This is a genomic window from Paraburkholderia sp. BCC1876, assembly GCF_902833695.1.
Lineage (GTDB): Bacteria > Pseudomonadota > Gammaproteobacteria > Burkholderiales > Burkholderiaceae > Paraburkholderia.
The window spans coordinates 188,032-210,539 of record NZ_CADFGI010000004.1 but is presented as its reverse complement, the minus strand read 5'-3'; the positions used below and the strand labels follow the sequence as shown (position 1 = coordinate 210,539).

The 22,508-nt window shown below is 61.7% G+C and carries 17 protein-coding genes; 14 read left to right on the top strand and 3 right to left on the bottom strand.

The genetic code is table 11. From position 1 onward, the window contains the following. Positions 1 to 209 precede the first annotated feature (209 nt). From HWY05_RS16350 to HWY05_RS16310, 9 genes are all read left to right on the top strand, one after another. Positions 210 to 752 carry an ATP synthase subunit I gene (locus HWY05_RS16350; protein ID WP_176058941.1) on the top strand — a complete coding sequence of 181 codons (543 nt, stop codon included), beginning with the start codon at positions 210 to 212 and terminating at the stop codon, positions 750 to 752. A 160-nt stretch (positions 753 to 912) separates the two neighbouring features. Next, positions 913 to 1,764, top strand: coding sequence for a F0F1 ATP synthase subunit A (atpB, locus tag HWY05_RS16345; protein ID WP_035554351.1), 852 nt, complete (start codon positions 913 to 915; stop codon positions 1,762 to 1,764). Between the two features lie 97 nt (positions 1,765 to 1,861). Continuing rightward, entirely contained in the window at positions 1,862 to 2,131 is a 270-nt protein-coding gene (atpE, locus tag HWY05_RS16340) for a F0F1 ATP synthase subunit C (RefSeq protein ID WP_007180033.1), read from the top strand. Between the two features lie 138 nt (positions 2,132 to 2,269). Then, entirely contained in the window at positions 2,270 to 2,740 is a 471-nt protein-coding gene (locus HWY05_RS16335; RefSeq protein ID WP_035554353.1) for a F0F1 ATP synthase subunit B, read from the top strand. A gap of 2 nt (positions 2,741 to 2,742) precedes the next feature. Beyond that, on the top strand, positions 2,743 to 3,282 hold the full coding sequence (locus HWY05_RS16330) for a F0F1 ATP synthase subunit delta (RefSeq protein ID WP_035554356.1): 540 nt from the start codon (positions 2,743 to 2,745) through the stop codon (positions 3,280 to 3,282). Between the two features lie 58 nt (positions 3,283 to 3,340). After that, positions 3,341 to 4,882: a F0F1 ATP synthase subunit alpha gene (gene atpA, locus HWY05_RS16325; RefSeq protein ID WP_035554357.1), complete on the top strand. Its 1,542-nt coding sequence runs from the start codon at positions 3,341 to 3,343 to the stop codon at positions 4,880 to 4,882. A gap of 128 nt (positions 4,883 to 5,010) precedes the next feature. Then, entirely contained in the window at positions 5,011 to 5,895 is an 885-nt protein-coding gene (gene atpG, locus HWY05_RS16320; protein ID WP_035554359.1) for a F0F1 ATP synthase subunit gamma, read from the top strand. 101 nt (positions 5,896 to 5,996) lie between these two features. Then, positions 5,997 to 7,391, top strand: a complete 1,395-nt coding sequence (gene atpD, locus HWY05_RS16315; protein WP_035554361.1) for a F0F1 ATP synthase subunit beta — start codon at positions 5,997 to 5,999, stop codon at positions 7,389 to 7,391. A gap of 157 nt (positions 7,392 to 7,548) precedes the next feature. Then, positions 7,549 to 7,974, top strand: coding sequence for a F0F1 ATP synthase subunit epsilon (locus HWY05_RS16310; RefSeq protein ID WP_012434800.1), 426 nt, complete (start codon positions 7,549 to 7,551; stop codon positions 7,972 to 7,974). 124 nt (positions 7,975 to 8,098) lie between these two features. Here the strand turns inward: HWY05_RS16310 and HWY05_RS16305 are convergent, their stop codons facing one another. Continuing rightward, complete coding sequence (locus HWY05_RS16305) at positions 8,099 to 9,154, bottom strand: hypothetical protein (RefSeq protein WP_176058940.1); 1,056 nt, start codon at positions 9,152 to 9,154, stop codon at positions 8,099 to 8,101. A gap of 224 nt (positions 9,155 to 9,378) precedes the next feature. On the opposite strand from HWY05_RS16305, the gene HWY05_RS16300 reads away from it, so the two are divergent. Then, a complete protein-coding gene (locus HWY05_RS16300) occupies positions 9,379 to 11,109 on the top strand; it encodes an AMP-binding protein (RefSeq protein ID WP_176058939.1) in 1,731 nt (576 codons plus the stop codon). An 886-nt stretch (positions 11,110 to 11,995) separates the two neighbouring features. Here HWY05_RS16300 and HWY05_RS16295 read toward each other — a convergent pair. Beyond that, positions 11,996 to 12,790 (bottom strand): transporter substrate-binding domain-containing protein, encoded by a 795-nt coding sequence (locus HWY05_RS16295; protein WP_035554369.1) that lies wholly within the window; start codon positions 12,788 to 12,790, stop codon positions 11,996 to 11,998. Between the two features lie 217 nt (positions 12,791 to 13,007). Here HWY05_RS16295 and hemE point away from each other — a divergent pair, with 217 nt between their 5' ends. Continuing rightward, on the top strand, positions 13,008 to 14,108 hold the full coding sequence (gene hemE, locus HWY05_RS16290) for a uroporphyrinogen decarboxylase (RefSeq protein WP_176058938.1): 1,101 nt from the start codon (positions 13,008 to 13,010) through the stop codon (positions 14,106 to 14,108). Positions 14,109 to 14,572: 464 nt separating this feature from the next. Then, positions 14,573 to 16,819, top strand: a complete 2,247-nt coding sequence (locus tag HWY05_RS16285; RefSeq protein ID WP_176058937.1) for a primosomal protein N' — start codon at positions 14,573 to 14,575, stop codon at positions 16,817 to 16,819. 31 nt (positions 16,820 to 16,850) lie between these two features. On the opposite strand, the gene HWY05_RS16280 is transcribed toward HWY05_RS16285, so the two are convergent. After that, positions 16,851 to 17,021, bottom strand: a complete 171-nt coding sequence (locus HWY05_RS16280; protein ID WP_176058936.1) for a hypothetical protein — start codon at positions 17,019 to 17,021, stop codon at positions 16,851 to 16,853. Between the two features lie 317 nt (positions 17,022 to 17,338). Between HWY05_RS16280 and putA the strand changes: the two genes are divergently transcribed. Both putA and HWY05_RS16270 read left to right on the top strand, forming a co-directional pair. Next, a complete protein-coding gene (gene putA / locus HWY05_RS16275) occupies positions 17,339 to 21,268 on the top strand; it encodes a trifunctional transcriptional regulator/proline dehydrogenase/L-glutamate gamma-semialdehyde dehydrogenase (RefSeq protein ID WP_176058935.1) in 3,930 nt (1,309 codons plus the stop codon). A gap of 89 nt (positions 21,269 to 21,357) precedes the next feature. Next, positions 21,358 to 22,506, top strand: coding sequence for a branched-chain amino acid ABC transporter substrate-binding protein (locus HWY05_RS16270; protein WP_134961344.1), 1,149 nt, complete (start codon positions 21,358 to 21,360; stop codon positions 22,504 to 22,506). Positions 22,507 to 22,508: the final 2 nt, after the last annotated feature.

Here is a 22,508-nt window from a genome sequence, read left to right as displayed (position 1 = left end):
ACCCCCCAGCCGCCTTACATTTGGCGCGTTTTGGCCCGCCAGGAAGCTATTCCCGCATCGTGAGGGGCGGTTTCACGCAGCTTATTGAACGGCCTAAAGTCTTGAATTGCCTGCAACTATCGCTTACAATCGCCCGGATTTAATTGCACGGCAACCCCGTAAGCACAGCGTAAGCTGGCGGGCTGGAACAAGACTTTCGGAACACTGCGATGGCGGTCAAAACGTCGAATCAAGCGCCGAAGAATGGGCACGACGAATCCGCTGAACGCACCGCTTCCGTTGCGTCCACCGGTCAGCGAGTCCCTTCTGACGAAGCGTGGGATGTCGAGCAACAAGATAACAATATCGTTCCGCTCACGCGGACCGAAGCTGAAAAGCTATTTGGTCCGAATGTGAGTCGTCCATCGCGCGTTACGCCTTTCAAGGTCGTGGCGGCGCAAATGGTTTTGTCCCTGGGTGCAACGCTGCTGTGGTGGCTGTTCTACAAGCCGCCGGGCGATGCTGCGCTGTCCGCGCTCCTGGGGGGAGCGATCTGCTGGGTGCCGAGCGCGTTGTTCGCGGCACGACTTAGAACGCTGAGCGGCGCCACGACAGCCATGAGCTGGATGATTGGCGAAGCGCTCAAGATGGGGACAACGATCGCGATGTTTGTAGTCATCGCCTTCTGGTATCGCGACGTAAGCTGGGTTCCGCTGCTCGTGACCTACCTCGTCGCGCTCAAGACGTACTGGATCGCCTTAGCCTGGCGCTAAGGGTGCAGGAACAAAAGCAGTACAAAATTCAGGCTGGCGCGCAGCGCCGGCATCAGGAGTGCGGATATGACACGATCCGCACCCGGCGTGTTCCCGCAATACAGAATTGCTGCGGGAACGGCCTAAGACGATTTTCGACAATTTGGGTGGCTTTAACGATATGGCAGCTAGCGAAGGCACGCGCGCAATGGATCCGTCCGAGTACATCGCGCACCACTTGCAGAACTTTTCCACCGCGCATCAGACGTCGATTTTCGACATTCACGTGTGGAATCTGGACACCCTTTTCTGGTCGATCGTTTGCGGTCTGGCCACCATCTTCATTCTGCATCTCGCTGCCCGCAAGGCAACGTCCGGCGTGCCGGGCCGTTTCCAATGCGCAATCGAAATGCTGGTCGAAATGGTCGAGGATCAATCGAAGTCGATGATCCACGGCTCGCGCACCTTCATCGCGCCGCTCGCCCTGACCGTGTTCGTCTGGGTCGCGCTGATGAACTCGCTCGACTTTATCCCTGTGGACCTGCCGGGCAAGATCATTGGCTTGCTGGGTCTGTCCGAAGTCATCCCGCACCACCGCATCGTGCCGACCGCTGATCTGAACGGTACGCTCGGCATCGCCCTCGGTGTGTTCGCGCTGATGATTTACTACAACATCAAGATCAAGGGCGCCGGCGGCTTCGTGCATGAACTGCTGTCCGCTCCGTTCGGTGCGCATCCGCTGCTGTGGATCCCGAACCTTGCACTGAACATCATCGAGTTCGTCGCCAAGACGGTCTCGCTCGGCATGCGGCTGTTCGGCAACATGTACGCGGGCGAACTGTTGTTCCTGCTGATTGCCCTGCTCGGCAGCATGTGGGGTTTCGGCGCGGACGTGTCGGTGCTTGGCTTCATCGGCCATGTGATCGCAGGCACGGTTTGGGCGATCTTCCACATTTTGATCGTTCTGCTGCAGGCGTTCATTTTCATGATGCTGACGCTGGTGTACCTCGGCCAGGCTCACGATACCCACTAGTAGCGGCTGCACGTCGCGAATAGTTTTTGGTTTTAGCTTTAGTTTTTTAAATCCCAGTTCCAACCAGTTCTAAAAGACTTTTCACAAAGGAGTGATCATGCAAGCTTTCATCGCCAACATCCAGGGTCTGACCGCCATCGGTATCGGCATCATCATCGGCCTGGGTGCAATCGGCGCCTGTATCGGTATCGGCCTGATGGGCGGCAAGTACATCGAAGCATGTGCTCGTCAGCCGGAGTTGATGAACCCGCTGCAAACCAAGATGTTCCTGCTGGCTGGTCTGATCGATGCGGCGTTTCTGATTGGCGTTGGTGTGGCAATGCTGTTCGCGTTCGCGAACCCGCTGCTGTCGAAGCTGGCAGGCTGAGGTTCCTCGGAAGTTTGCGCCTGAGCTATAACTGGTAAAGGCGCAGGGCGGAACGGGCACTTGGGCGCTGATCGAATACAGAATCGATGAGCGCCTTGCCGTTTCACTTTCCGAACTAGCAACGTTTAAGGAAACACCGTGAATCTTAACGCAACCCTGTTTGCGCAAATGGTCGTGTTCCTGATCCTCGCGTGGTTCACGATGAAGTTCGTGTGGCCGCCGTTGATCAACGCCCTCGACGAGCGCTCGAAGAAGATTGCTGACGGTTTGTCGGCTGCTGAAAAGGGCAAGGCTGAACTCGAAGCCGCTCATAAGCGCGTCGACCAGGAACTCGCTCAGGCACGCAACGACGGTCAGCAACGTATTGCCGACGCAGAAAAGCGCGCTGTGACAGTCGCTGACGAAATCAAGGCGCAAGCACACGCTGAAGCCGCTCGCATCATCGCGCAAGCGAAGGCCGATGCTGACCAGCAAGTCGTGAAGGCGCGCGAAACGCTGCGCGGCGAAGTCGCTTCACTCGCAGTGAAGGGCGCTGAACAGATCCTGAAGCGCGAAGTCGACCAGGCAGCTCACGCTGACCTGCTGAATCAACTGAAAGCCGAGCTCTGATCATGGCCGAACTTGCAACCATCGCCCGTCCGTACGCAGAAGCGCTGTTTGGCGTGGCCGAAGCTGGTGACATCGCCGCCTGGTCCACGCTCGTGCAGGAGCTGGCACAGGTTGCGCGTCTGCCCGAAGTGCTGTCGATCGCCTCGAGCCCGAAAGTAAGCCGCGCCCAAGTCAGCGAACTGCTGCTGGCCGCGGTCAAGTCGCCGCTCAAGGACGACGCGCAAGCGAAGAATCTGGTGCAAATGCTGGTGGACAACCATCGCCTGCAATTGCTGCCGGAAATCGCTACGCAGTTCGAAGAGTTGAAGAATGCCCGCGAAGGGGCGGCCGATGTGCTGATCGTCAGCGCATTCCCGCTCGAAGGCGCGCAGTTGAACGACCTCGTCGCAAGTCTCGAACGCAAGTTCCACCGCAAGCTGAAGCCGACGGTCGAAGTCGACTCGTCGCTGATTGGCGGTGTGCGCGTGACGGTTGGCGACGAAGTGCTCGATACCTCGGTCCGCGCGCGGCTTGCCAGCATGCAGACGGCTCTGACGGCCTGAAGCGCGTAACGCGCTGAAGCGGCTGGCACGCAACAGAATTGACTATCAGGAGCGAATAATGCAACTCAATCCCTCTGAGATCAGCGAGCTGATCAAGAGCCGGATCCAGGGCCTTGACGCGAGCGCAGACGTTCGCAACCAGGGCACCGTGATCTCCGTGACCGACGGTATCGTGCGTATTCACGGCCTGTCGGAAGTGATGCAAGGCGAAATGCTCGAATTTCCGGGCAACACCTTCGGTCTCGCGCTGAACCTCGAGCGCGACTCGGTCGGCGCCGTGATTCTGGGTGAGTACGAACACATTTCGGAAGGCGACATCGTCAAGACGACGGGCCGTATTCTCGAAGTGCCGGTGGGTCCGGAACTGCTCGGCCGCGTGGTCGATGCACTCGGCAACCCGATCGACGGCAAGGGCCCGATCAACGCGAAGAAAACCGACGCAATCGAAAAGATTGCACCGGGCGTGATCTGGCGTAAGTCGGTTTCGGAACCGGTCCAAACCGGTCTGAAGTCGATCGACGCGATGGTGCCGGTTGGCCGTGGCCAGCGTGAGCTGATCATTGGCGACCGCCAGTGCGGCAAGACCGCAGTCGCTGTCGACGCGATCATCAACCAGAAGGGCAAGAACCTCTTCTGTATCTACGTCGCGATCGGCCAGAAGGCTTCGTCGATCATGAACGTGGTTCGCAAGCTGGAAGAAACCGGCGCGCTGGAATACACGATCGTCGTGGCCGCTTCGGCGTCGGAATCGGCAGCGATGCAGTACCTCGCACCGTACGCCGGCTGCACGATGGGCGAATACTTCCGCGACCGCGGTCAAGACGCGCTGATCGTGTATGACGATTTGACCAAGCAAGCCTGGGCATACCGTCAGATCTCGCTGCTGCTGCGCCGCCCGCCGGGCCGTGAAGCTTACCCGGGCGACGTGTTCTATCTGCACTCGCGTCTGCTGGAACGTGCGGCTCGCGTCTCGGAAGACTACGTCGAGAAGTTCACGAACGGCGAAGTGAAGGGCAAGAGCGGTTCGCTGACGGCACTGCCGGTCATTGAAACGCAAGCCGGCGACGTGACCGCATTCGTTCCGACGAACGTGATCTCGATTACCGACGGCCAGATCTTCCTGGAAACCGACCTTTTCAACGCAGGTATCCGCCCGGCAATTAACGCCGGCGTGTCGGTGTCGCGCGTTGGTGGTGCGGCTCAGACGAAGGTCGTGAAGAAGCTGTCGGGCGGTATCCGTACCGACCTCGCGCAGTACCGTGAGCTGGCTGCGTTCGCGCAGTTCGCGTCGGACCTCGACGAAGCGACCCGCAAGCAACTGGAGCGCGGCCGCCGCGTGACGGAACTGCTGAAGCAGCCGCAATATCAACCGCTGCAAGTGTGGGAACTGGCGGTCGCGCTGTTCGCCGCGAACAACGGTTACCTCGACGATCTGGAAGTCTCGCAAGTGCTGCCGTTCGAAAAGGGCCTGCGCGAACATCTGAAGTCGAGCCACGCTGACCTGGTCAAGCGCATCGAAGATACCAAGGAACTCTCGAAGGACGACGAAGGCCTGCTGCACACGGCCCTCAAAGACTTCAAGAAGTCCGGCGCTTATTGATCCGCGAGTGATCCGCAAGGCATAAACGGACCTTGAAGCGGCGCGGGCCGCATGAGAATGCTCCCGCGCTGCTTCGATGGGCCCGAGTCAGCGCTAAAGCGCTAACTCGGGCCGACAAGGAGCAAGCAATGGCTGGAATGAAGGAAATTCGCGGCAAGATCAAGAGCGTGCAAAACACGCGCAAGATCACGAAAGCGATGGAGATGGTGGCCGCATCGAAGATGCGCCGCGCTCAGGAGCGCATGCGCGCTGCTCGCCCGTATGCCGACAAGGTCCGCGATATCGCTGCACACATGAGCCGTGCGAACCCGGAGTATCGTCACCCGTTCATGGTGTCGAACGAAGGCGCGAAGGCGGCCGGTATCATCCTCGTGACGACCGACAAGGGTCTGTGCGGCGGCATGAACACCAACGTGCTGCGTGCGTCGGTGCAGAAGTTCAAGGAACTGGAAGGCCAGGGCAAGACGATCGAAGCAACTGCGATCGGCACCAAGGGTCTGGGTTTCCTGAACCGTTTGCGCGCGAAGGTGGTGTCGAACGTCGTGCATCTGGGCGATACGCCGCATCTGGAAAAGCTGATCGGCGCGGTGAAGGTGCAGCTCGACCTGTACTCGGAAGGCAAGGTTTCGGCGGTGTACCTCGCGTACACGCGCTTCGTCAACACGATGAAGCAGGAGCCGGTGATCGAGCAATTGCTGCCGCTGTCGGCAGAACAGTTCGAGCGCAAGGAAGAAGACGGCACGACGCCGAGCACGCAGTGGGACTACATCTACGAGCCGGATGCGCAGGCAGTGGTGGACGAACTGCTGGTGCGTTATGTCGAAGCGCTGGTCTATCAGGCCGTCGCGGAAAACATGGCATCGGAGCAGTCGGCCCGCATGGTCGCGATGAAGGCCGCTTCGGATAACGCGAAGACGGTCATCAACGAACTGCAGCTCGTGTACAACAAGAGCCGTCAGGCCGCGATCACGAAAGAACTGTCGGAAATCGTCGGTGGCGCGGCGGCTGTCTGACCGTGACGGTCAAGCACACCGCTTCGTGTGCGCCGGTATGGCGCACCCACCGAAACTGCGCCTTTGCGCGAGTGAAGAATTGAGTATCTAAAGGAAAAGCGATGAGTACTACTGCTTTGGTAGAAGGCAAGATCGTACAGTGCATCGGCGCGGTGATCGACGTGGAATTTCCGCGTTCGGACATGCCGAAGATTTACGACGCGCTCATTCTCGAAGGTTCGGAACTGACCCTCGAAGTCCAGCAACAACTGGGCGACGGCGTTGTCCGTACCATCTGTCTGGGTGCATCGGACGGCCTGCGTCGCGGTACGGTTGTGAAGAACACGGGTAAGCCGATCAGCGTGCCGGTCGGCAAACCGACCCTCGGCCGGATCATGGACGTGCTGGGTCGCCCGATCGACGAAGCCGGCCCGATCAACTCGGACGTGGTTCGCGGTATTCACCAGAAGGCTCCGGCGTTCGACGAACTGTCGCCGTCGACCGAACTGCTCGAAACCGGCATCAAGGTTATCGACCTGATCTGCCCGTTCGCTAAGGGCGGCAAGGTGGGTCTGTTCGGTGGCGCCGGTGTGGGCAAGACCGTGAACATGATGGAACTGATCAACAACATCGCTAAGGAACACGGTGGTTACTCCGTGTTCGCCGGTGTTGGCGAGCGTACCCGCGAAGGGAACGACTTCTATCATGAAATGAAGGACTCGAACGTTCTCGACAAGGTCGCGCTGGTGTACGGCCAGATGAATGAGCCGCCGGGCAACCGTCTGCGCGTGGCGCTGACCGGCCTGACGATGGCTGAGCACTTCCGTGACGAAGGTCTGGACGTGCTGTTCTTCGTCGACAACATCTACCGTTTCACGCTGGCAGGCACGGAAGTGTCGGCACTGCTCGGCCGTATGCCGTCGGCAGTGGGCTATCAGCCTACTTTGGCTGAAGAAATGGGCAAGCTGCAAGAGCGTATTACGTCGACCAAGACCGGCTCGATCACGTCGGTTCAGGCCGTGTACGTCCCTGCGGATGACTTGACCGACCCGTCGCCGGCTACGACTTTCGGCCACCTCGACGCAACCGTCGTGTTGTCGCGTGACATCGCTTCGCTGGGTATCTACCCGGCAGTCGACCCGCTCGATTCGACCTCGCGTCAGATCGACCCGAACGTGATCGGCGAAGAGCACTACGCGATCACGCGTGGCGTGCAGCAAACGCTGCAGCGCTACAAGGAACTGCGCGACATTATCGCGATTCTGGGCATGGACGAACTCGCGCCGGAAGACAAGCTCGCCGTCGCGCGCGCTCGTAAGATCCAGCGTTTCCTGTCGCAGCCGTTCCACGTTGCTGAAGTGTTCACGGGCTCGCCGGGCAAGTACGTGCCGCTGAAGGAAACGATCCGTGGCTTCAAGATGATCGTTGAAGGCGAGTGCGACCACCTGCCGGAACAAGCGTTCTACATGGTCGGCACGATCGACGAAGCCTTCGAAAAGGCCAAGAAGATCCAGTAAAGGTCGGGTGTAACGAAGCGGGCGCCGGCCTCGCGCGTATCGGTACCGAACGGTAGCGGAACGCAAAGCCGGCGCCTCTTACTACGTTCAACCCAGCCTTGCATGAGACGAGGGGAAGCGCTAAAGCGCCCACTCTCGTCGACAGGAGTCGACACTTATGGCAACTATTAAAGTAGACGTCGTCAGCGCGGAAGAACAGATCTTCTCGGGCCAGGCGAAGTTCGTCGCACTGCCGGGCGAAGCAGGTGAACTCGGCATTCTGCCGGGCCACACGCCGCTCATTACGCGGATTCGTCCGGGTGCGGTGCGCATTGAAGCTGAAAACGGCGAAGAAGAGTTTGTGTTCGTCGCCGGCGGCATCCTCGAAATCCAGCCGGGCGCTGTGACGGTTCTCGCCGACACCGCGATTCGTGGCAAGGATCTCGACGAAGCCAAGGCTGAAGATGCACGCAAGCGTGCAGAAGAAGCGCTGCAGAACACGGGTTCGAACCTCGAGTACGCCACCGCGCAAGCGGAACTGGCGTACGCGACGGCGCAGCTCGCTGCGATCCAGCGTCTGCGCAAGCTGCGCGGTCAGAACTAAACAGCGGTTAAGCGTTTCTAGGACTAAGCGGCGTGTGTCGCTGCCTCCGGCGGAACGGTAAGAATGAAAAAGGGCTCCTGATAGGAGCCCTTTTTTACGTCCGCTTGCTGAACGGTGTGACGCGTCAGGCTTTAGGATCGTTTTGAACGAATGCCTGCATGTTCAGACGCGTCAATCGGTCCTGGTTTCGATTCAGATGCATGTTGGCGATATCCGTCTCGGCGTGATACGGGACACCCGCATAACGATTCAGATACGCGCCAAAACGCGACCAGTTCCTATCACCTTGCGAGAGCGTCGAATCGTGAACATCGTTCATGAAGGTCCTATATTCCGACGACGACGCTTCGGCGTTCGTCATCTTGCCGTTTTGAACGCGATTGAGATTGGTCGATATCCGGTCGAAGGCCTGGTCGGATAGGCCAACCTGCAATCGCGAAAGTCCATCGTTCACGAGTTTGACGCTGTTTGCGTAGCTCCCCGGATCGCTGGCACTTCGGATCACGCCGAGCTGGGCGCCGAGCGTTTGGCGGTTGGTGTTGCGGTCCGCCTCGCTGTAACTCGACGAGTTGGCCGGTGTCTTGTCGAAAAGACCGCCGCCCTTGAGTCCCACGTTGCTATGCAGCGTGAAGTTGCCGTCGGCATCGCGCCGTATCGGGTATTGGGGTTTGTAGGCCCTGTCGGGCTGCCAGACGCGCAAAGTGCCGCTGTCGACATCATCGCGCACCGGGTACCAGCCTGAATCGTGATGGAGGTATTGGCTGCCGCTCGCGTCACGATAGAGGTTCGGTTGCTGGGTGATCGGCGATAGCTCGCCTGCGGGGCGCTCAACGGCATAGGCGGCCGGAAAACCCGGCGCCGGTTCGCGCAAGGCGGCACCGCTCGCCGCGTCGTGCTGAATCAACGCCGGCGTCGGCCGTGGTTTTGGCAAATCCGATCGGGTTTGCGCGCCCGCCATGTCTGCAGCCGGATGACAGGTGTTGCTGACTACTCTCATTTCAATTTCCTTCGAAGCGTCGAGTTCACGGCGTCGCCGGTCATCGCGCTGCCGGATAGGCCGACGTGGAATAGCCGCGGTGATTCGGGGCGCCACCCGGTCGCGAGCGACTAACGCATCGCGATCGTTCGGTTTGCCCGGGCGAACACGACAGCCACCGTGGTCGTTGTGCTTCGCCTGCATTCCGTGTCTCCATCTTCGCTGTGCTCGCCGAGCCACGGGGACGCTAACCGCCCGCGCCATGACCACGGTCGACAACGCCACACAATTCGCCAATGGGCATGACGGGGTAACACCACCGGCCTGCGGTGCGGGTAAGACTTGATGCCGCCGCGCCAGGCGGTAATGGCACAATCGGCTTCAAATTCATTTCAATAGAGCAACGATTGCCTCTCGGAGACTTCACCATGGCAGCTCAGCTAACAGACGAAAGTGCGCTCATCGAGCCCCGCGGCGGCATCTCTTATGTGCGCGGCTCGGCGCAGGTCCCGCTCAGCGATGCGACGGTGAGTCAGTATCTTCGGGACACCGCACAACGCTTTCCAACCAGGCCGGCCGTGGTTTTCCGGGAGCAGGGCATCCGCTGGACATGGCGGGAATTCGCCGACGAGGTCGACGTGCTCGCGTCGGGGCTGGCCGCGCTGGGCATCGTGAAAGGCGATCGCGTCGGGATCTGGTCACCCAACCGTGTCGAATGGTTGCTGACCCAGTTCGCCACCGCGCGGATCGGCGCCGTGCTGGTGAATATCAATCCCGCCTATCGTCTGGCCGAACTCGAATACGCGCTGAACAAGGTGGACTGCAAGGCGATCATTGCAGCAGAGCGCTTCAAGTCGTCGATGTATCTGCAGATGCTGCAGGAACTCGCCCCCGAGCTGGCGAGCGCTGCGCCCGGCGACCTGCATGCCGCGCGCCTGCCGGGGCTGCGGATCGTGATTCGCATGTGCGATACCGAGACGCCCGGCATGCTGTCGTTTTCGGAGGTGGTTGAGCAGGGCCGTGCGTCGCTCGACCCCGCGAAACTCGACGCGGCCGCCGCGACGCTGCACGCCGACGAGCCGATCAATATCCAGTTCACCAGCGGCACGACCGGCAACCCGAAAGGCGCGACGCTGACGCATCGGAACGTCGTCAACAATGCGCGCTATATCGCGATGGCGATGCGCCTGAGCGAGCAGGACGGCCTGTGCATTCCAGTGCCGCTCTATCACTGCTTCGGCATGGTGCTGTCGGTGCTGGCGTGCGTGTCGGTTGGCGCCAACATGGTCTTTCCCGGCGAGGGCTTCGACCCGGCGGCGACGCTCGCCGCGGTCGCGGAAGAAAAGTGCACGGCGCTGCACGGCGTGCCGACCATGTTCATCGCCGAACTCGACCTCCCTGATTTCGCCACCTACGATTTGTCGCGCCTGCGCACCGGCATCATGGCCGGTTCGCCGTGCCCGATCGAGACGATGAAAAAGGTCGTCTCCAGAATGCACCTGAGCGAGATCACCATTGCTTACGGCATGACGGAAACGAGCCCGGTGTCGTTCCAGAGCTCGACCACGGACCCGCTGGACAAGCGAACGACGACCGTCGGCCGTATCCAGCCGCATCTCGAAGTGAAGATCGTCGACCCGCTCGGCGAGATCGTCCCGGTGGGCGAAACCGGCGAGCTTTGTACGCGCGGCTACTCGGTGATGCAAGGCTATTGGGGCGACGAGGCGAAGACGCGCGAAAGCATCGAAAATGGCTGGATGCACACCGGCGATCTGGCGACGCTCGACGCCGACGGCTACTGCAACATCGTCGGTCGTCTGAAAGACATGCTGATTCGTGGCGGCGAGAACATTTACCCGCGCGAGATCGAGGAGTTTCTGTTCCGCCACCCGAAGATCCAGAGCGTGCAGGTGTTCGGCGTGCCGGATGCGAAATACGGCGAGGAGGTTTGCGCGTGGGTGGTATTGCGTTCCGGAGAGCAGGCCACTGCGGAAGATATCCAGCAATTCTGCCAGGGGCAGATTGCGCACTACAAGGTGCCGAAGTACATCCGTTTCGTCGACGAATTGCCGATGACGGTGACCGGCAAGGTGCAGAAATTCATCATGCGCGAACGGATGATCAGCGAACTGAAGCTGCAGGAAAACAAGACGGCTTAACTTTAAGGCCGGCCGATCAACAGAAGCCGCGCCTGCAAGTCATCTTGCGGCGCGGCTTCCGGATCGAAAAGATTGGTCAACCATTTGCTGTGCAAGCCCACGCAAGCCGCTAACTGTCTGCGAATAGACTCCAACCGGCGCGATACCGTACCGCGCAAACGTTTGACCGGGCGAAAAAAAAGCGGGCCTGGAGCCCGCTAAAAACCACACGCTACGGGGTTAGCGCGAGGAGACCAAAGGTGGAACCCACTGAGACGACGCCCCAGCGTCGACTACGGCCCCAGCAGGGATGCCCCTTCACAGGGCTTCGGCATACGCCGACCGGCAAGTGCATCGTATCCGCTCACACCACGCACCCAGCCACATCCGTGTTGAAACCGTTGAGGGCATTGTGGGCGAATTAACCTACGAGCGCCGTAACAAAGTGTTTCAGGTTGTAACGCCCGCCAGATAAGGCGTTGCGGGACATATTGCCAAATAAAAATGTTTTAAACGTAATTATGACCGATGACTTACCCGCAATTTCATACGCATGATTGATGCTATTCGCGACGCATGGTGCGGTGTAGTCCATTCAGTCGATTGCGCATGAAATGGTTGCATTCTCATCGTTTTTCTCAAGGATCGCCTGTGTTACATGGGATTTTCCAACTCGAGAAATTAATCAGAGAAAACGAACCGCGGTGTGCTGCATTGCGGAACGTCGAACCGATTAGAAGGCCGGAACGGGGCCAGCTCATCAGAGGCAATCCGGCCACATTGTTCGGCTTTCGCTTAACTCGTCGGCGTTCCGTTACATGATCGAGTGGGCGATGCGGCCCTATCAATGCGTTGAACCGCCGCCCCTCCGTCAAATAAACCGACCGCGCCGCTCAACCTCGAAGGTTTATTTCAGCCACTTATCCGAGATCGCCTGATACTCGCCCGTCGCGCGTGCGAGGTGCAGCCACTGGTCAACGTACTGCTGGAACGTCACGTCGCCGCGCGGCAGCAGCCAGGCTTTCTCGCCGTACTGGAATGGCTTGTCGGGATGTACCGAACACAGACCCGGATTCAGCTTTTGCTGCAGCAAGGTTTCCGACGCGTCCGTCACCATCACGTCGGCCTTGCCGGCCAGAATCTGCTTGAAGACCGTCACGTTGTCCGGATAGACGGTGAGGTTCGCATGCGGAAAGTATTGCTTCGCGAACCGTTCGTTGGTGCCGCCCGGATTGACGATCACACGAGTGCCCGGTTGGTCGATCTGCGCGACGGTTTGATACTTGTTGACGTCGTCGCAGCGCACGATCGGCGTTTTGCCGTCCACCATGTACGCCTGCGTGAAGAACGCGCGCTTTTGCCGTTCGAGTGTCGGCGACACGCCGCCCATGCCGATATCGCATTTGGCGACGAAGTCGTTCATCAGATTCGACCACGACGTTTTGACGTACTCCACCTTCACGCCGAGCGACTTGGCGAGCGACTCCGTCATGTCGATGTCGATGCCCTCGAACTGGCCGTCCGGCTTGTAGAACGAGTAGGGCTTGTAGTCGCCGGTCGTGCAGGCGCGCAGTGTGCCGCGCGCAAGAATATCGTCGAGCCGGGAGGGCGCCGCGGCGGTGCTGGTCTGCGCCACGGCCACGCCTGCGTGCATCAAAACACCGGCCAGTGCGCCGAGCAGTGCGAGTGCTGCCTTGTTCATGGAGTCTCCTTGTTTGCGTGTAATTGTCCGGTAAGGTCGTCGGATAATAGCCCGGCGTTTCGGGGTTGAACATTAGCCGTTCAGCCAGGTACGCATGGGTATTGGGCGCCGCCAGCCGCGCCCACCGGCCGGTTGCGCAACAGTTATTGCCCGCATCAAGCGCGATGCCGGGAGCCGGGTCCGGTAAAATGCCCCTTTGCCCTCAGTCGTACGCACCGTGGCCCATAAACTCCTGAACGACACTTTCCTGCGCGCGCTACTGCGCCAGCCGACCGACTACACGCCGATCTGGCTGATGCGGCAAGCTGGCCGCTATCTGCCGGAATACAACGCCACACGTGGCCGTGCGGGCAGTTTCCTGGGGCTCGCGAAGAACCCGGCGTTCGCAACGGAAGTCACGCTGCAGCCGCTCGAACGCTATCCGCTCGACGCCGCGATTCTGTTTTCCGACATCCTCACGGTGCCGGACGCCATGGGCCTCGGCCTCGAGTTCGTGACGGGAGAGGGGCCGAAATTCGCCCGCCCGGTACGTACCGAAGACGACGTCGCGCGTCTCGCCGTGCCGGATATCGACGCCACGCTGCGCTATGTCACCGACGCCGTGCGTGAAATCCGCACCGCGCTCACCGACGCGCAAGGCCGTCAGCGCGTGCCGCTGATCGGCTTTTCGGGCAGCCCGTGGACGCTCGCCTGCTACATGGTCGAAGGCGGCGGTTCGGCCGACTTCCGCACCGTCAAATCGATGCTGTACGCGCGTCCGGACCTGATGCACCGCATTCTCGAGATCAATGCGCGCTCGGTGGCGGCGTATCTGAACGCGCAGATCGAAGCCGGCGCGCAAGCCGTCATGATTTTCGACACGTGGGGCGGGGCGCTGGCGGACGGCATCTACCAACGTTTCTCGCTGCAGTACATCCAGCAGGTGGTGAGCCAGTTGAAGCGCGATCACGACGGCGAAAAAGTGCCGGTGATCACCTTCACGAAGGGCGGCGGCCTGTGGCTCGACGAGATCGCCGAGACCGGCGTGGATGCGGTCGGCCTCGACTGGACCGTGAATCTCTCCAAAGCGCGCGAGCGTGTCGGCGGTAAGGTGGCCCTGCAGGGCAATATCGACCCGTCCGTGCTGTTTGCGCCGCCGGCGGCGATCCGCATGGAAGCGCGTGCCGTGCTCGACAGCTTTGGTAATCATCCGGGCCATGTCTTCAATCTGGGCCATGGCATCTCGCAATTCACGCCGCCGGAAAATGTCGCAGAGCTCGTTGACGAAGTGCATCGTCATAGCCGGGCGATTCGAAGCGGCGCGCATGCACCGGCGTGATGCTGTAATCGTTACCGTTTTTGCTGCAACGCGGCGAAGTGGGCTCTCGCTCTAAGGGAAAATTGGCATGCCACAGGCCGTCAGACGGCGGTCCTGCGAAAGTCAAGACTTGACTTATGCACATTCTTCACGCTGCGGCGCGGTAGAAGCTTTCGTCGTACGGTGGCCCTTGCACTTTGCCGGCGCATTTGATCCAAGCCTTGTCTGGCAAGGGTTTCAAGGGTTCACGGCAAAGTGTGCGGAAACCCACAGAAGGCCGCTGCGGCGCGCTTCGCGGCCCTTTCCAGCGAAGTTCTCAACAAAGTTATCCACAGGCACGCGGACCGATTGCAATTGTTCAGCCGAATCCAAAACTTAGCGCCGAAATTGAAGTTTTACTTTAACTTCGACGGGTTCGGCACGTGCTCAACGTGCACGGAGATGCGGCGTCGTGCCGCGCCGGCGCATCCGCTTCGGCTTGCCGCGTGAGCGACGTGTTCGTCCGTGTTGCGCTGGATCATCCGCTGCCGACTCTGTTCGACTACCGGTGCGACACGCCCGAACTTGCCGAACCCGGCATGCTGGTCAGCGTGCCGTTCGGCAAGCGCCACGTGGTGGGGCTCGTCTGCGAAGTAACCGCTCACAGTGACGTGCCCGCCGACCGGCTCCGCGCCGTGAGCGCCGTGTGCGCGGCGTGTCCGCCGGTGTCGGCGGAATGGCTCGCGCTGGCCGGCTTCGCTGCGGATTACTATCAACGCGGTCTCGGCGAAGTCGCGCTGCCCGCGCTGCCTCAAGCGCTGAGGGACGCCTCGCGTTGGTCGCGCCTGTTTGCGCCCGAAGAGCGCTACAGCCTCACGGCCGAAGGGCGTGCGGCTTTGCCCGACGCATTGCCGGCGCGCGCCAGCGCGCTGCGCAAGCTCGCCCAGGCACTCACCGAAGCCGATTTCCTGCTAGCCGCCGACGCCCGCGCGCTGCATCCCAAAGCAATCGCCACCTTCGAAGCGTGGCAAGGGCAAGGCTGGGTTGCGCTAGAGGTGATCGAAGCCGCCGCCGTAGTCGGCGCGGCGGCCCCGCCCGAGACGCCAGCGCCCACGCTACCCACGCTCACCGACGAACAGGCCGCCGCCGTTGAAGCCATTCGCGACGCGAACGGTTTCGCGCCGTTCCTGCTGCACGGCGTGACGGGCAGCGGCAAAACCGAGGTCTATCTTCGCGCGCTCGCCGAGATTCTCGCGGCCAAACCGGACGCGCAAGCGCTCGTCCTCGTCCCCGAAATCAATCTGACGCCGCAGTTCGAGGCAGCCTTCCGCGCTCGCTTCGCCGCGCTCGAAGGGACGTCGATCGTCACGCTGCACAGCGGTCTCGCCGAAGGCGAACGCGCGCGCAACTGGTTCGCCGCACACACCGGCCGCGCCCGTATCGTACTCGGCACGCGACTCGCGATCCTCGCGTCGCTGCCGAAGCTAGCGGTGATCGTCGTCGATGAAGAACACGATCCGGCGTACAAGCAGCAGGAAGGCTTGCGCTATTCGGCGCGCGATCTGGCGATTTACCGCGCCAAGCAGCTCGGTTTGCCGGTCGTGCTCGGCTCGGCGACGCCGTCGCTGGAAAGCTGGTGGCAGGCCGACCAGGGGCGCTACAAGCGCCTCACGCTGTCGCGCCGCGCGGTGGCGGACGCCGTGCTGCCGACCGTCCGGCTGATCGATCTGGAAGAAGAGCGACGGCGCGGACGGGCGTCGGTGGAAGGTCTCTCGGGGCCGCTGATCGCTGCGCTGAAGGCCCGGCTCGAACGCGGCGAGCAAAGCCTCGTGTTTCTGAACCGTCGCGGCTATGCGCCGCAACTCGCCTGCGACGCCTGCGGTTGGGTCGCCGGCTGTCCGCGCTGTAGCGCTTACGTGGTTTTGCACAAGCCGGAGCGCGCGCTGCGTTGTCACCATTGCGGTTGGGAGTCGCGCATTCCGCGCTCGTGCCCGGACTGCGGCAATGTCGACATCGAGCCGATGGGGCGCGGCACGCAACGCGTCGAAGAAACGCTCGCGAGCGCGGTGCCCGGCGCCCGCGTGTTGCGCATCGACGCCGACAGCACGCGCCGCAAAGGCAGCGCGCAGGCGCTGTTCTCCGACGTTCACGCCGGCGAGGTCGATATTCTGGTCGGTACGCAGATGATCGCGAAGGGCCACGACTTTCAGCGCGTGTCGCTGGTGGGCGTGCTGAACGCCGACACCGCGCTGTTTTCGCACGACTTCCGCGCGAGCGAGCGCCTCTTTGCGCAACTGATGCAGGTGAGCGGCCGCGCCGGCCGGTCAGGTTTGCCCGGCGAAGTGCTGGTGCAGACGCGTTATCCGCGCCATGCGCTGTATCACGCGTTGGGTCGTCACGACTACGTCGGCTTCGCCAATTCGACCTTGGCCGAGCGCCGCGACGCGCATTTGCCGCCGTTCGTTTATCAGGCGCTGCTGCGCGCCGAAGGGCGCACGCTCGAGGCCGCGATCGCGTTCCTGCAACAGGCCGCGGCGGCGCTGACCGGCATTCCGGCCGCTGAACGCGTAACCGTCTACGACGCGGTGCCGCTCACCATCGTCAAGGTGATGCACTTGCATCGCGCGCAGTTGCTGATCGAAAGCGCTTCAAGGGCGGCTTTGCAGGCGACGTTGCGCGCGTGGCAACCGCTGCTGCGCGGCTTGAAAGGCGTGCTGCGCTGGAGTGTCGAAGTCGATCCGCTCGACATCTGACGACCGCGCCGTACCACCCGCACTACTCAAATCAATCGTTCAACGCCGTCCGCGTATCGCCGGCCGATGCACGCGATGCCGCGCGCGTGCGTCCTTCGACCGCCGCGCGTTTGTCCGCACCGCCGGTTGCGCCACGAATAAACAGCACCGCGCAAGTCGCACACATTGCCCAGATACCCAATACCACCAGCCACTTTTCCATTTCACCGATCCTCTAAAACGCCAAACCCCGTTTCGTTTTTTTTGCGTGCCGTGAGGCCGCTTGCCGCCATGTTCTCTATAACGGCGCGCCGTCCCGTTTGATAAGGGTAAAAGCAAAAAGAATCACGCCAGGGAAAGTACTGATCGCAACCCGCTCCGCCGCACGCGGTGCCATCGGGCGCAAACCCGCGCCCCGCAAGGGTTTAAAGAAGGTGCAACCATATACCCGGTATGGTTGCACCTTTTTATTGAGAGGCGTACGATTCGCCAACTTTTAGTCTTTCGCCGGGCATTCGTCTGGTATCCGAAGAAGGAAACATGGCTAGCACCACCCTTGGCGTCAAGGTCGACGACCTCCTGCGTTCCCGGCTGAAAGATGCCGCCACTCGCCTCGAACGCACTCCGCATTGGCTCATCAAGCAGGCGATCTTCGCTTACCTCGAAAAGATCGAGCACGGCCAATTGCCGCCCGAGTTGTCCGGGGTGATGGGTTCCGCCGATCTGGCCGATGGCGCTGCAGTCGAACAGGAAGAAGACGGTGCCTCGCATCCGTTCCTCGACTTCGCGCAAAACGTGCAACCGCAGTCGGTGCTGCGCGCGGCGATCACGGCGGCTTATCGCCGTCCGGAGCCGGAGTGCGTGCCGTTCCTGCTGGGTCAGGCGCGCTTGCCGGCCAACCTCGCCGGCGACGTGCAAGCCATGGCTCACAAGCTGGTCGAGACGCTGCGCACGAAGAGCAAGGGCGGTGGCGTCGAAGGGCTGATCCACGAGTTCTCGCTGTCGAGCCAGGAAGGTGTGGCGCTGATGTGCCTCGCCGAAGCGCTGCTGCGCATTCCCGACCGCGCAACCCGCGACGCGCTGATTCGCGACAAGATCAGCAAGGGCGACTGGAAGTCGCACGTCGGCCAGGCGCCGTCGCTGTTCGTCAACGCCGCGACGTGGGGTTTGATGATCACCGGCAAGCTGGTGACGACCAATAGCGAAACGAGTCTTTCGTCGGCGCTCACGCGTTTGATCGGCAAGGGCGGCGAACCGCTGATCCGCAAGGGCGTGGACATGGCGATGCGCCTGATGGGCGAGCAGTTCGTCACGGGCGAGAACATCTCCGAAGCGCTGGCCAACAGCCGCAAGTATGAAGCGCGCGGTTTCCGCTACTCGTACGACATGCTCGGCGAAGCGGCGACCACCGAAGCCGACGCGCAGCGCTACTACGCGTCGTACGAGCAGGCGATCCACGCGATCGGCAAGGCTGCCGGCGGCCGTGGCATCTACGAAGGCCCGGGTATCTCGATCAAGCTCTCCGCGCTGCACGCACGCTATTCGCGTTCGCAGCAGGAACGCACGATGAGCGAACTGCTGCCGCGCGTGCGCTCGCTCGCGATCCTCGCGCGCCGTTACGACATCGGTTTGAACATCGACGCCGAAGAAGCCGACCGCCTCGAAATCTCGCTGGATCTGCTCGAAGCGCTGTGCTTCGATCCGGAACTGGCGGGCTGGAACGGCATTGGTTTCGTGATCCAGGCATATCAGAAGCGCTGCCCGTTCGTGATCGATTACGTGATCGATCTGGCGCGCCGCAGCCGTCATCGCGTGATGGTGCGCCTCGTGAAGGGCGCGTACTGGGACACCGAAATCAAGCGTGCGCAAGTGGACGGCCTTGAAGGCTATCCGGTCTACACGCGCAAGATCTACACGGACGTGTCGTACCTCGCCTGCGCGAAGAAGCTGCTCGGCGCGCCGGACGCGGTGTATCCGCAGTTCGCCACGCACAACGCGCACACGTTGTCGGCGATCTATCACCTCGCGGGCAACAACTACTATCCCGGCCAGTATGAGTTCCAGTGCCTGCACGGCATGGGCGAACCGCTGTACGAGGAAGTCACCGGCCGCGACAAACTGAACCGTCCGTGCCGCGTGTACGCGCCGGTCGGCACGCATGAAACGCTGCTCGCGTACCTCGTGCGCCGTCTGCTGGAGAACGGCGCGAACACGTCGTTCGTGAATCGTATCGCCGACGAAAACGTCGCCATCAAAGACCTGATTGCCGATCCGTCCGACGAAGCGTCGAAGATCACGCCGCTCGGCGCGCCGCACGCGAAGATTCCGCTGCCGCGCAATCTGTTCGGCGCGGAGCGTCTCAATTCGATGGGCCTCGATCTGTCGAACGAACACCGGCTGGCGTCGCTGTCGTCGGCGTTGCTGGCGAGCGCGCATCATCCGTGGCGCGCCACGCCGATGCTCGAAGACAACGAGATCGCCGTGGGCACCGCACGCGACGTGCGCAATCCCGCCGATCAGCGCGACCTCGTCGGCACCGTCGTCGAATCGACGCCGGAGCACGTGAGTGCCGCATTGGCGCACGCAGTGGCCGCCGCGCCGATCTGGCAAGCCACGCCGGTCGATGCGCGCGCCGATTGCCTCGCTCGCGCCGCCGATCTGCTCGAAGCGCAGATGCATACGCTGATGGGTCTGGTGGTTCGCGAAGCCGGTAAGTCGCTGGCGAACGCGGTCGCGGAAATCCGCGAAGCGATCGACTTCCTGCGTTACTACTCGACGCAGATTCGCAACGAGTTTTCGAACGACACGCATCGTCCGCTCGGACCGGTGGTCTGTATCAGCCCGTGGAATTTCCCGCTGGCGATTTTCATGGGCCAGGTGGCCGCGGCGCTGGCCGCCGGCAACACTGTGCTCGCCAAGCCGGCTGAACAGACGCCGCTGATCGCCGCGCAAGCCGTGCGCATTCTGCGCGAAGCCGGCGTACCGGCTGGCGCGGTGCAATTGCTGCCGGGCAATGGCGAAACGGTCGGCGCCGCGTTGGTGGCCGATCCGCGCACCCGCGCGGTGATGTTCACCGGTTCGACCGAAGTCGCGCGCCTGATCAACAAGACGCTGTCGAATCGCCTCGATCCGGACGGCAAGCCGATTCCGCTGATCGCCGAAACGGGCGGCCAGAACGCGATGATCGTCGACTCGTCGGCGCTCGCCGAACAGGTCGTGGCGGACGTGCTGCAGTCGTCGTTCGATTCGGCCGGTCAACGGTGTTCCGCGTTGCGCGTTCTTTGTCTGCAGGACGATATCGCGGACCGTACGCTCGAAATGCTGACCGGCGCGATGCGCGAACTGGCGGTGGGCAATCCGGACCGTTTGTCGATCGACGTCGGCCCGGTGATCGACCTCGACGCGAAGCGCGGTATCGACGCGCACGTCGCGGCGATGCGCGAGAAAGGCCGCAAGATCGAACAACTGCCGATGCCGGACGGCTGCGCCCAAGGCACCTTCGTACCGCCGACGCTGATCGAACTCGACAGCATCGACGAACTGAAGCGTGAAGTGTTCGGCCCGGTGCTGCACGTGGTGCGTTATCGCCGCAGCCAGCTGGACAAGTTGCTCGAACAGATCCGCACGACGGGTTACGGCCTGACGCTCGGCATTCACACGCGAATCGACGAAACGATCGCTCACGTGATCAGCCGCGCGCACGTCGGCAATATTTATGTGAACCGCAACGTGATCGGCGCGGTGGTGGGTGTGCAGCCGTTCGGCGGCGAAGGTTTATCGGGCACGGGTCCGAAAGCGGGCGGCGCGTTGTATCTGCAGCGTCTGCTGGCCACGCGTCCGGCCGGTTTGCCGAAGTCGCTGGCGCAGTCGTTGATCGCCGACGTACCGCAAGGCGGTGAAAACAGCGACAATCCGTCCGCCGCGCTGACCGCGTTGCGTGACTGGCTGATCGCCGAACGTCAGCCGCAATTGGCCGCACGTTGCGACGGCTATCTGTCGCATATACCGGCCGGCGCGACGGCGGTATTGTCGGGGCCCACCGGCGAGCGCAACACCTACACGCTGGGCGCGCGCGGCACGGTGCTGTGTGTCGCGTCGACGGCGAGCGGCGCGCGCGTGCAGTTCGCCGCGGCGCTGGCTACGGGAAATCGTGCGTTGTTCGAAGGCGCGGCTGGCGAACAATTGGTGTCGCAACTGCCCGCCTCGCTGAAGTCGCATGCGAGCGTGAAGAAGAGTGCCGACACACCCTTCGACGCCGTGCTGTTCGAAGGCGATAGCGACGAATTGCTCGCGCTGGTTAAGGAAGTGGCGAAGCGCACCGGGCCGATCGTGTCGGTGCAAGGTGTCGCGGCGCGCGCGCTGGAAAGCGGCGACGAAGACTACGCGCTGGAGCGTCTGCTGACGGAACGCTCGGTCAGCGTGAATACCGCGGCAGCCGGCGGTAATGCGAATTTGATGACGATTGGTTGAGCGACCCTCTTTCCGATCTTTTCAACAAAACGGAAGCGGTACGGCGACCCCGAAACCGCTCCATCCACACCTGGTACCAAGGAGAAGCTATGCAATACAAGATGAAACAGCTGGCAGGCGCCGCATTGGTTGCGGCGATGTCGCTGGCGGGGACGGCTAACGCTCAATCGACGGAAGACGTGAAGGTCGGTTTCGCCGGCCCGATGACGGGTGCGCAGGCGCACTACGGCAAGGACTTTCAGAACGGTATCGTGCTGGCCGTGGAAGACATGAACGCGAGCAAGCCGATGATCGGCGGCAAGCAGGTTCGTTTCGTGCTGGATTCGGCCGACGACCAGGCTGACCCGCGCACCGGCACGACCGTCGCGCAGAAGCTGGTGGATGACGGTATCAAGGGCATGCTGGGCCACTTCAATTCGGGCACCACGATTCCGGCGTCGCGCATTTACGCGAACGCGGGCATCCCCGAAATCGCCATGGCAACGGCGCCGGAATACACGCAGCAAGGCTTCAAGACCACGTTCCGCATGATGACGTCCGACACGCAGCAAGGTTCGGTCGCCGGCACGTTCGCGGTCAAGACGCTGGGCATGAAGAAAATCGTGATCGTCGACGACCGCACGGCTTACGGCCAGGGTCTGGCGGATCAGTTCGAGAAGGCAGCGAAGGCTGCGGGCGGCCAGATCGTCGATCGTGAATACACGAACGACAAGGCTGTCGACTTCAAGTCGATCCTGACGAAGCTGAAGTCGGTCCAGCCGGATCTGATCTATTACGGCGGCGCGGATTCGCAAGCAGCGCCGATGGTTAAGCAGATGAAGGCACTGGGCATCAAGGCGCCGCTGATGGGTGGCGAAATGGTCCACACGCCGACGTTCATCCAGATCGCGGGTGACGCAGCGAACGGTACGGTGGCATCGCTCGCCGGCCTGCCGCTGGAACAGATGCCGGGCGGCAAGGACTACGTTGCGAAGTACAAGAAGCGTTTCAACGAGGACGTGCAAACGTACTCGCCGTACGCTTATGACGGCGCAATGGCGATGTTCGACGCAATGAAGAAGGCGAACTCGACCGATCCGGCGAAGTACCTGCCGCTGCTCGCGAAGACTTCGATGCCGGCAGTGACGTCGTCGAACCTGGCTTATGACGGCAAGGGCGATCTGAAGAACGGCGGCATCACGCTGTACAAGGTGGTGGATGGTAAGTGGACGACGCTGCAAAGCGTGGGCGGGAAGTAAGT

Coding starts and splice junctions, on each gene's coding strand:
- HWY05_RS16350 (WP_176058941.1), top strand. CDS start 210: ATGGCGGTCAAAACGTCGAATCAAGCGCCGAAGAATGGGCACGACGAA.
- atpB (WP_035554351.1), top strand. CDS start 913: ATGGCAGCTAGCGAAGGCACGCGCGCAATGGATCCGTCCGAGTACATC.
- atpE (WP_007180033.1), top strand. CDS start 1,862: ATGCAAGCTTTCATCGCCAACATCCAGGGTCTGACCGCCATCGGTATC.
- HWY05_RS16330 (WP_035554356.1), top strand. CDS start 2,743: ATGGCCGAACTTGCAACCATCGCCCGTCCGTACGCAGAAGCGCTGTTT.
- atpA (WP_035554357.1), top strand. CDS start 3,341: ATGCAACTCAATCCCTCTGAGATCAGCGAGCTGATCAAGAGCCGGATC.
- atpG (WP_035554359.1), top strand. CDS start 5,011: ATGGCTGGAATGAAGGAAATTCGCGGCAAGATCAAGAGCGTGCAAAAC.
- atpD (WP_035554361.1), top strand. CDS start 5,997: ATGAGTACTACTGCTTTGGTAGAAGGCAAGATCGTACAGTGCATCGGC.
- HWY05_RS16310 (WP_012434800.1), top strand. CDS start 7,549: ATGGCAACTATTAAAGTAGACGTCGTCAGCGCGGAAGAACAGATCTTC.
- HWY05_RS16305 (WP_176058940.1), bottom strand. CDS start 9,154: ATGCAGGCGAAGCACAACGACCACGGTGGCTGTCGTGTTCGCCCGGGC.
- HWY05_RS16300 (WP_176058939.1), top strand. CDS start 9,379: ATGGCAGCTCAGCTAACAGACGAAAGTGCGCTCATCGAGCCCCGCGGC.
- HWY05_RS16295 (WP_035554369.1), bottom strand. CDS start 12,790: ATGAACAAGGCAGCACTCGCACTGCTCGGCGCACTGGCCGGTGTTTTG.
- HWY05_RS16280 (WP_176058936.1), bottom strand. CDS start 17,021: ATGGAAAAGTGGCTGGTGGTATTGGGTATCTGGGCAATGTGTGCGACT.
- putA (WP_176058935.1), top strand. CDS start 17,339: ATGGCTAGCACCACCCTTGGCGTCAAGGTCGACGACCTCCTGCGTTCC.
- HWY05_RS16270 (WP_134961344.1), top strand. CDS start 21,358: ATGCAATACAAGATGAAACAGCTGGCAGGCGCCGCATTGGTTGCGGCG.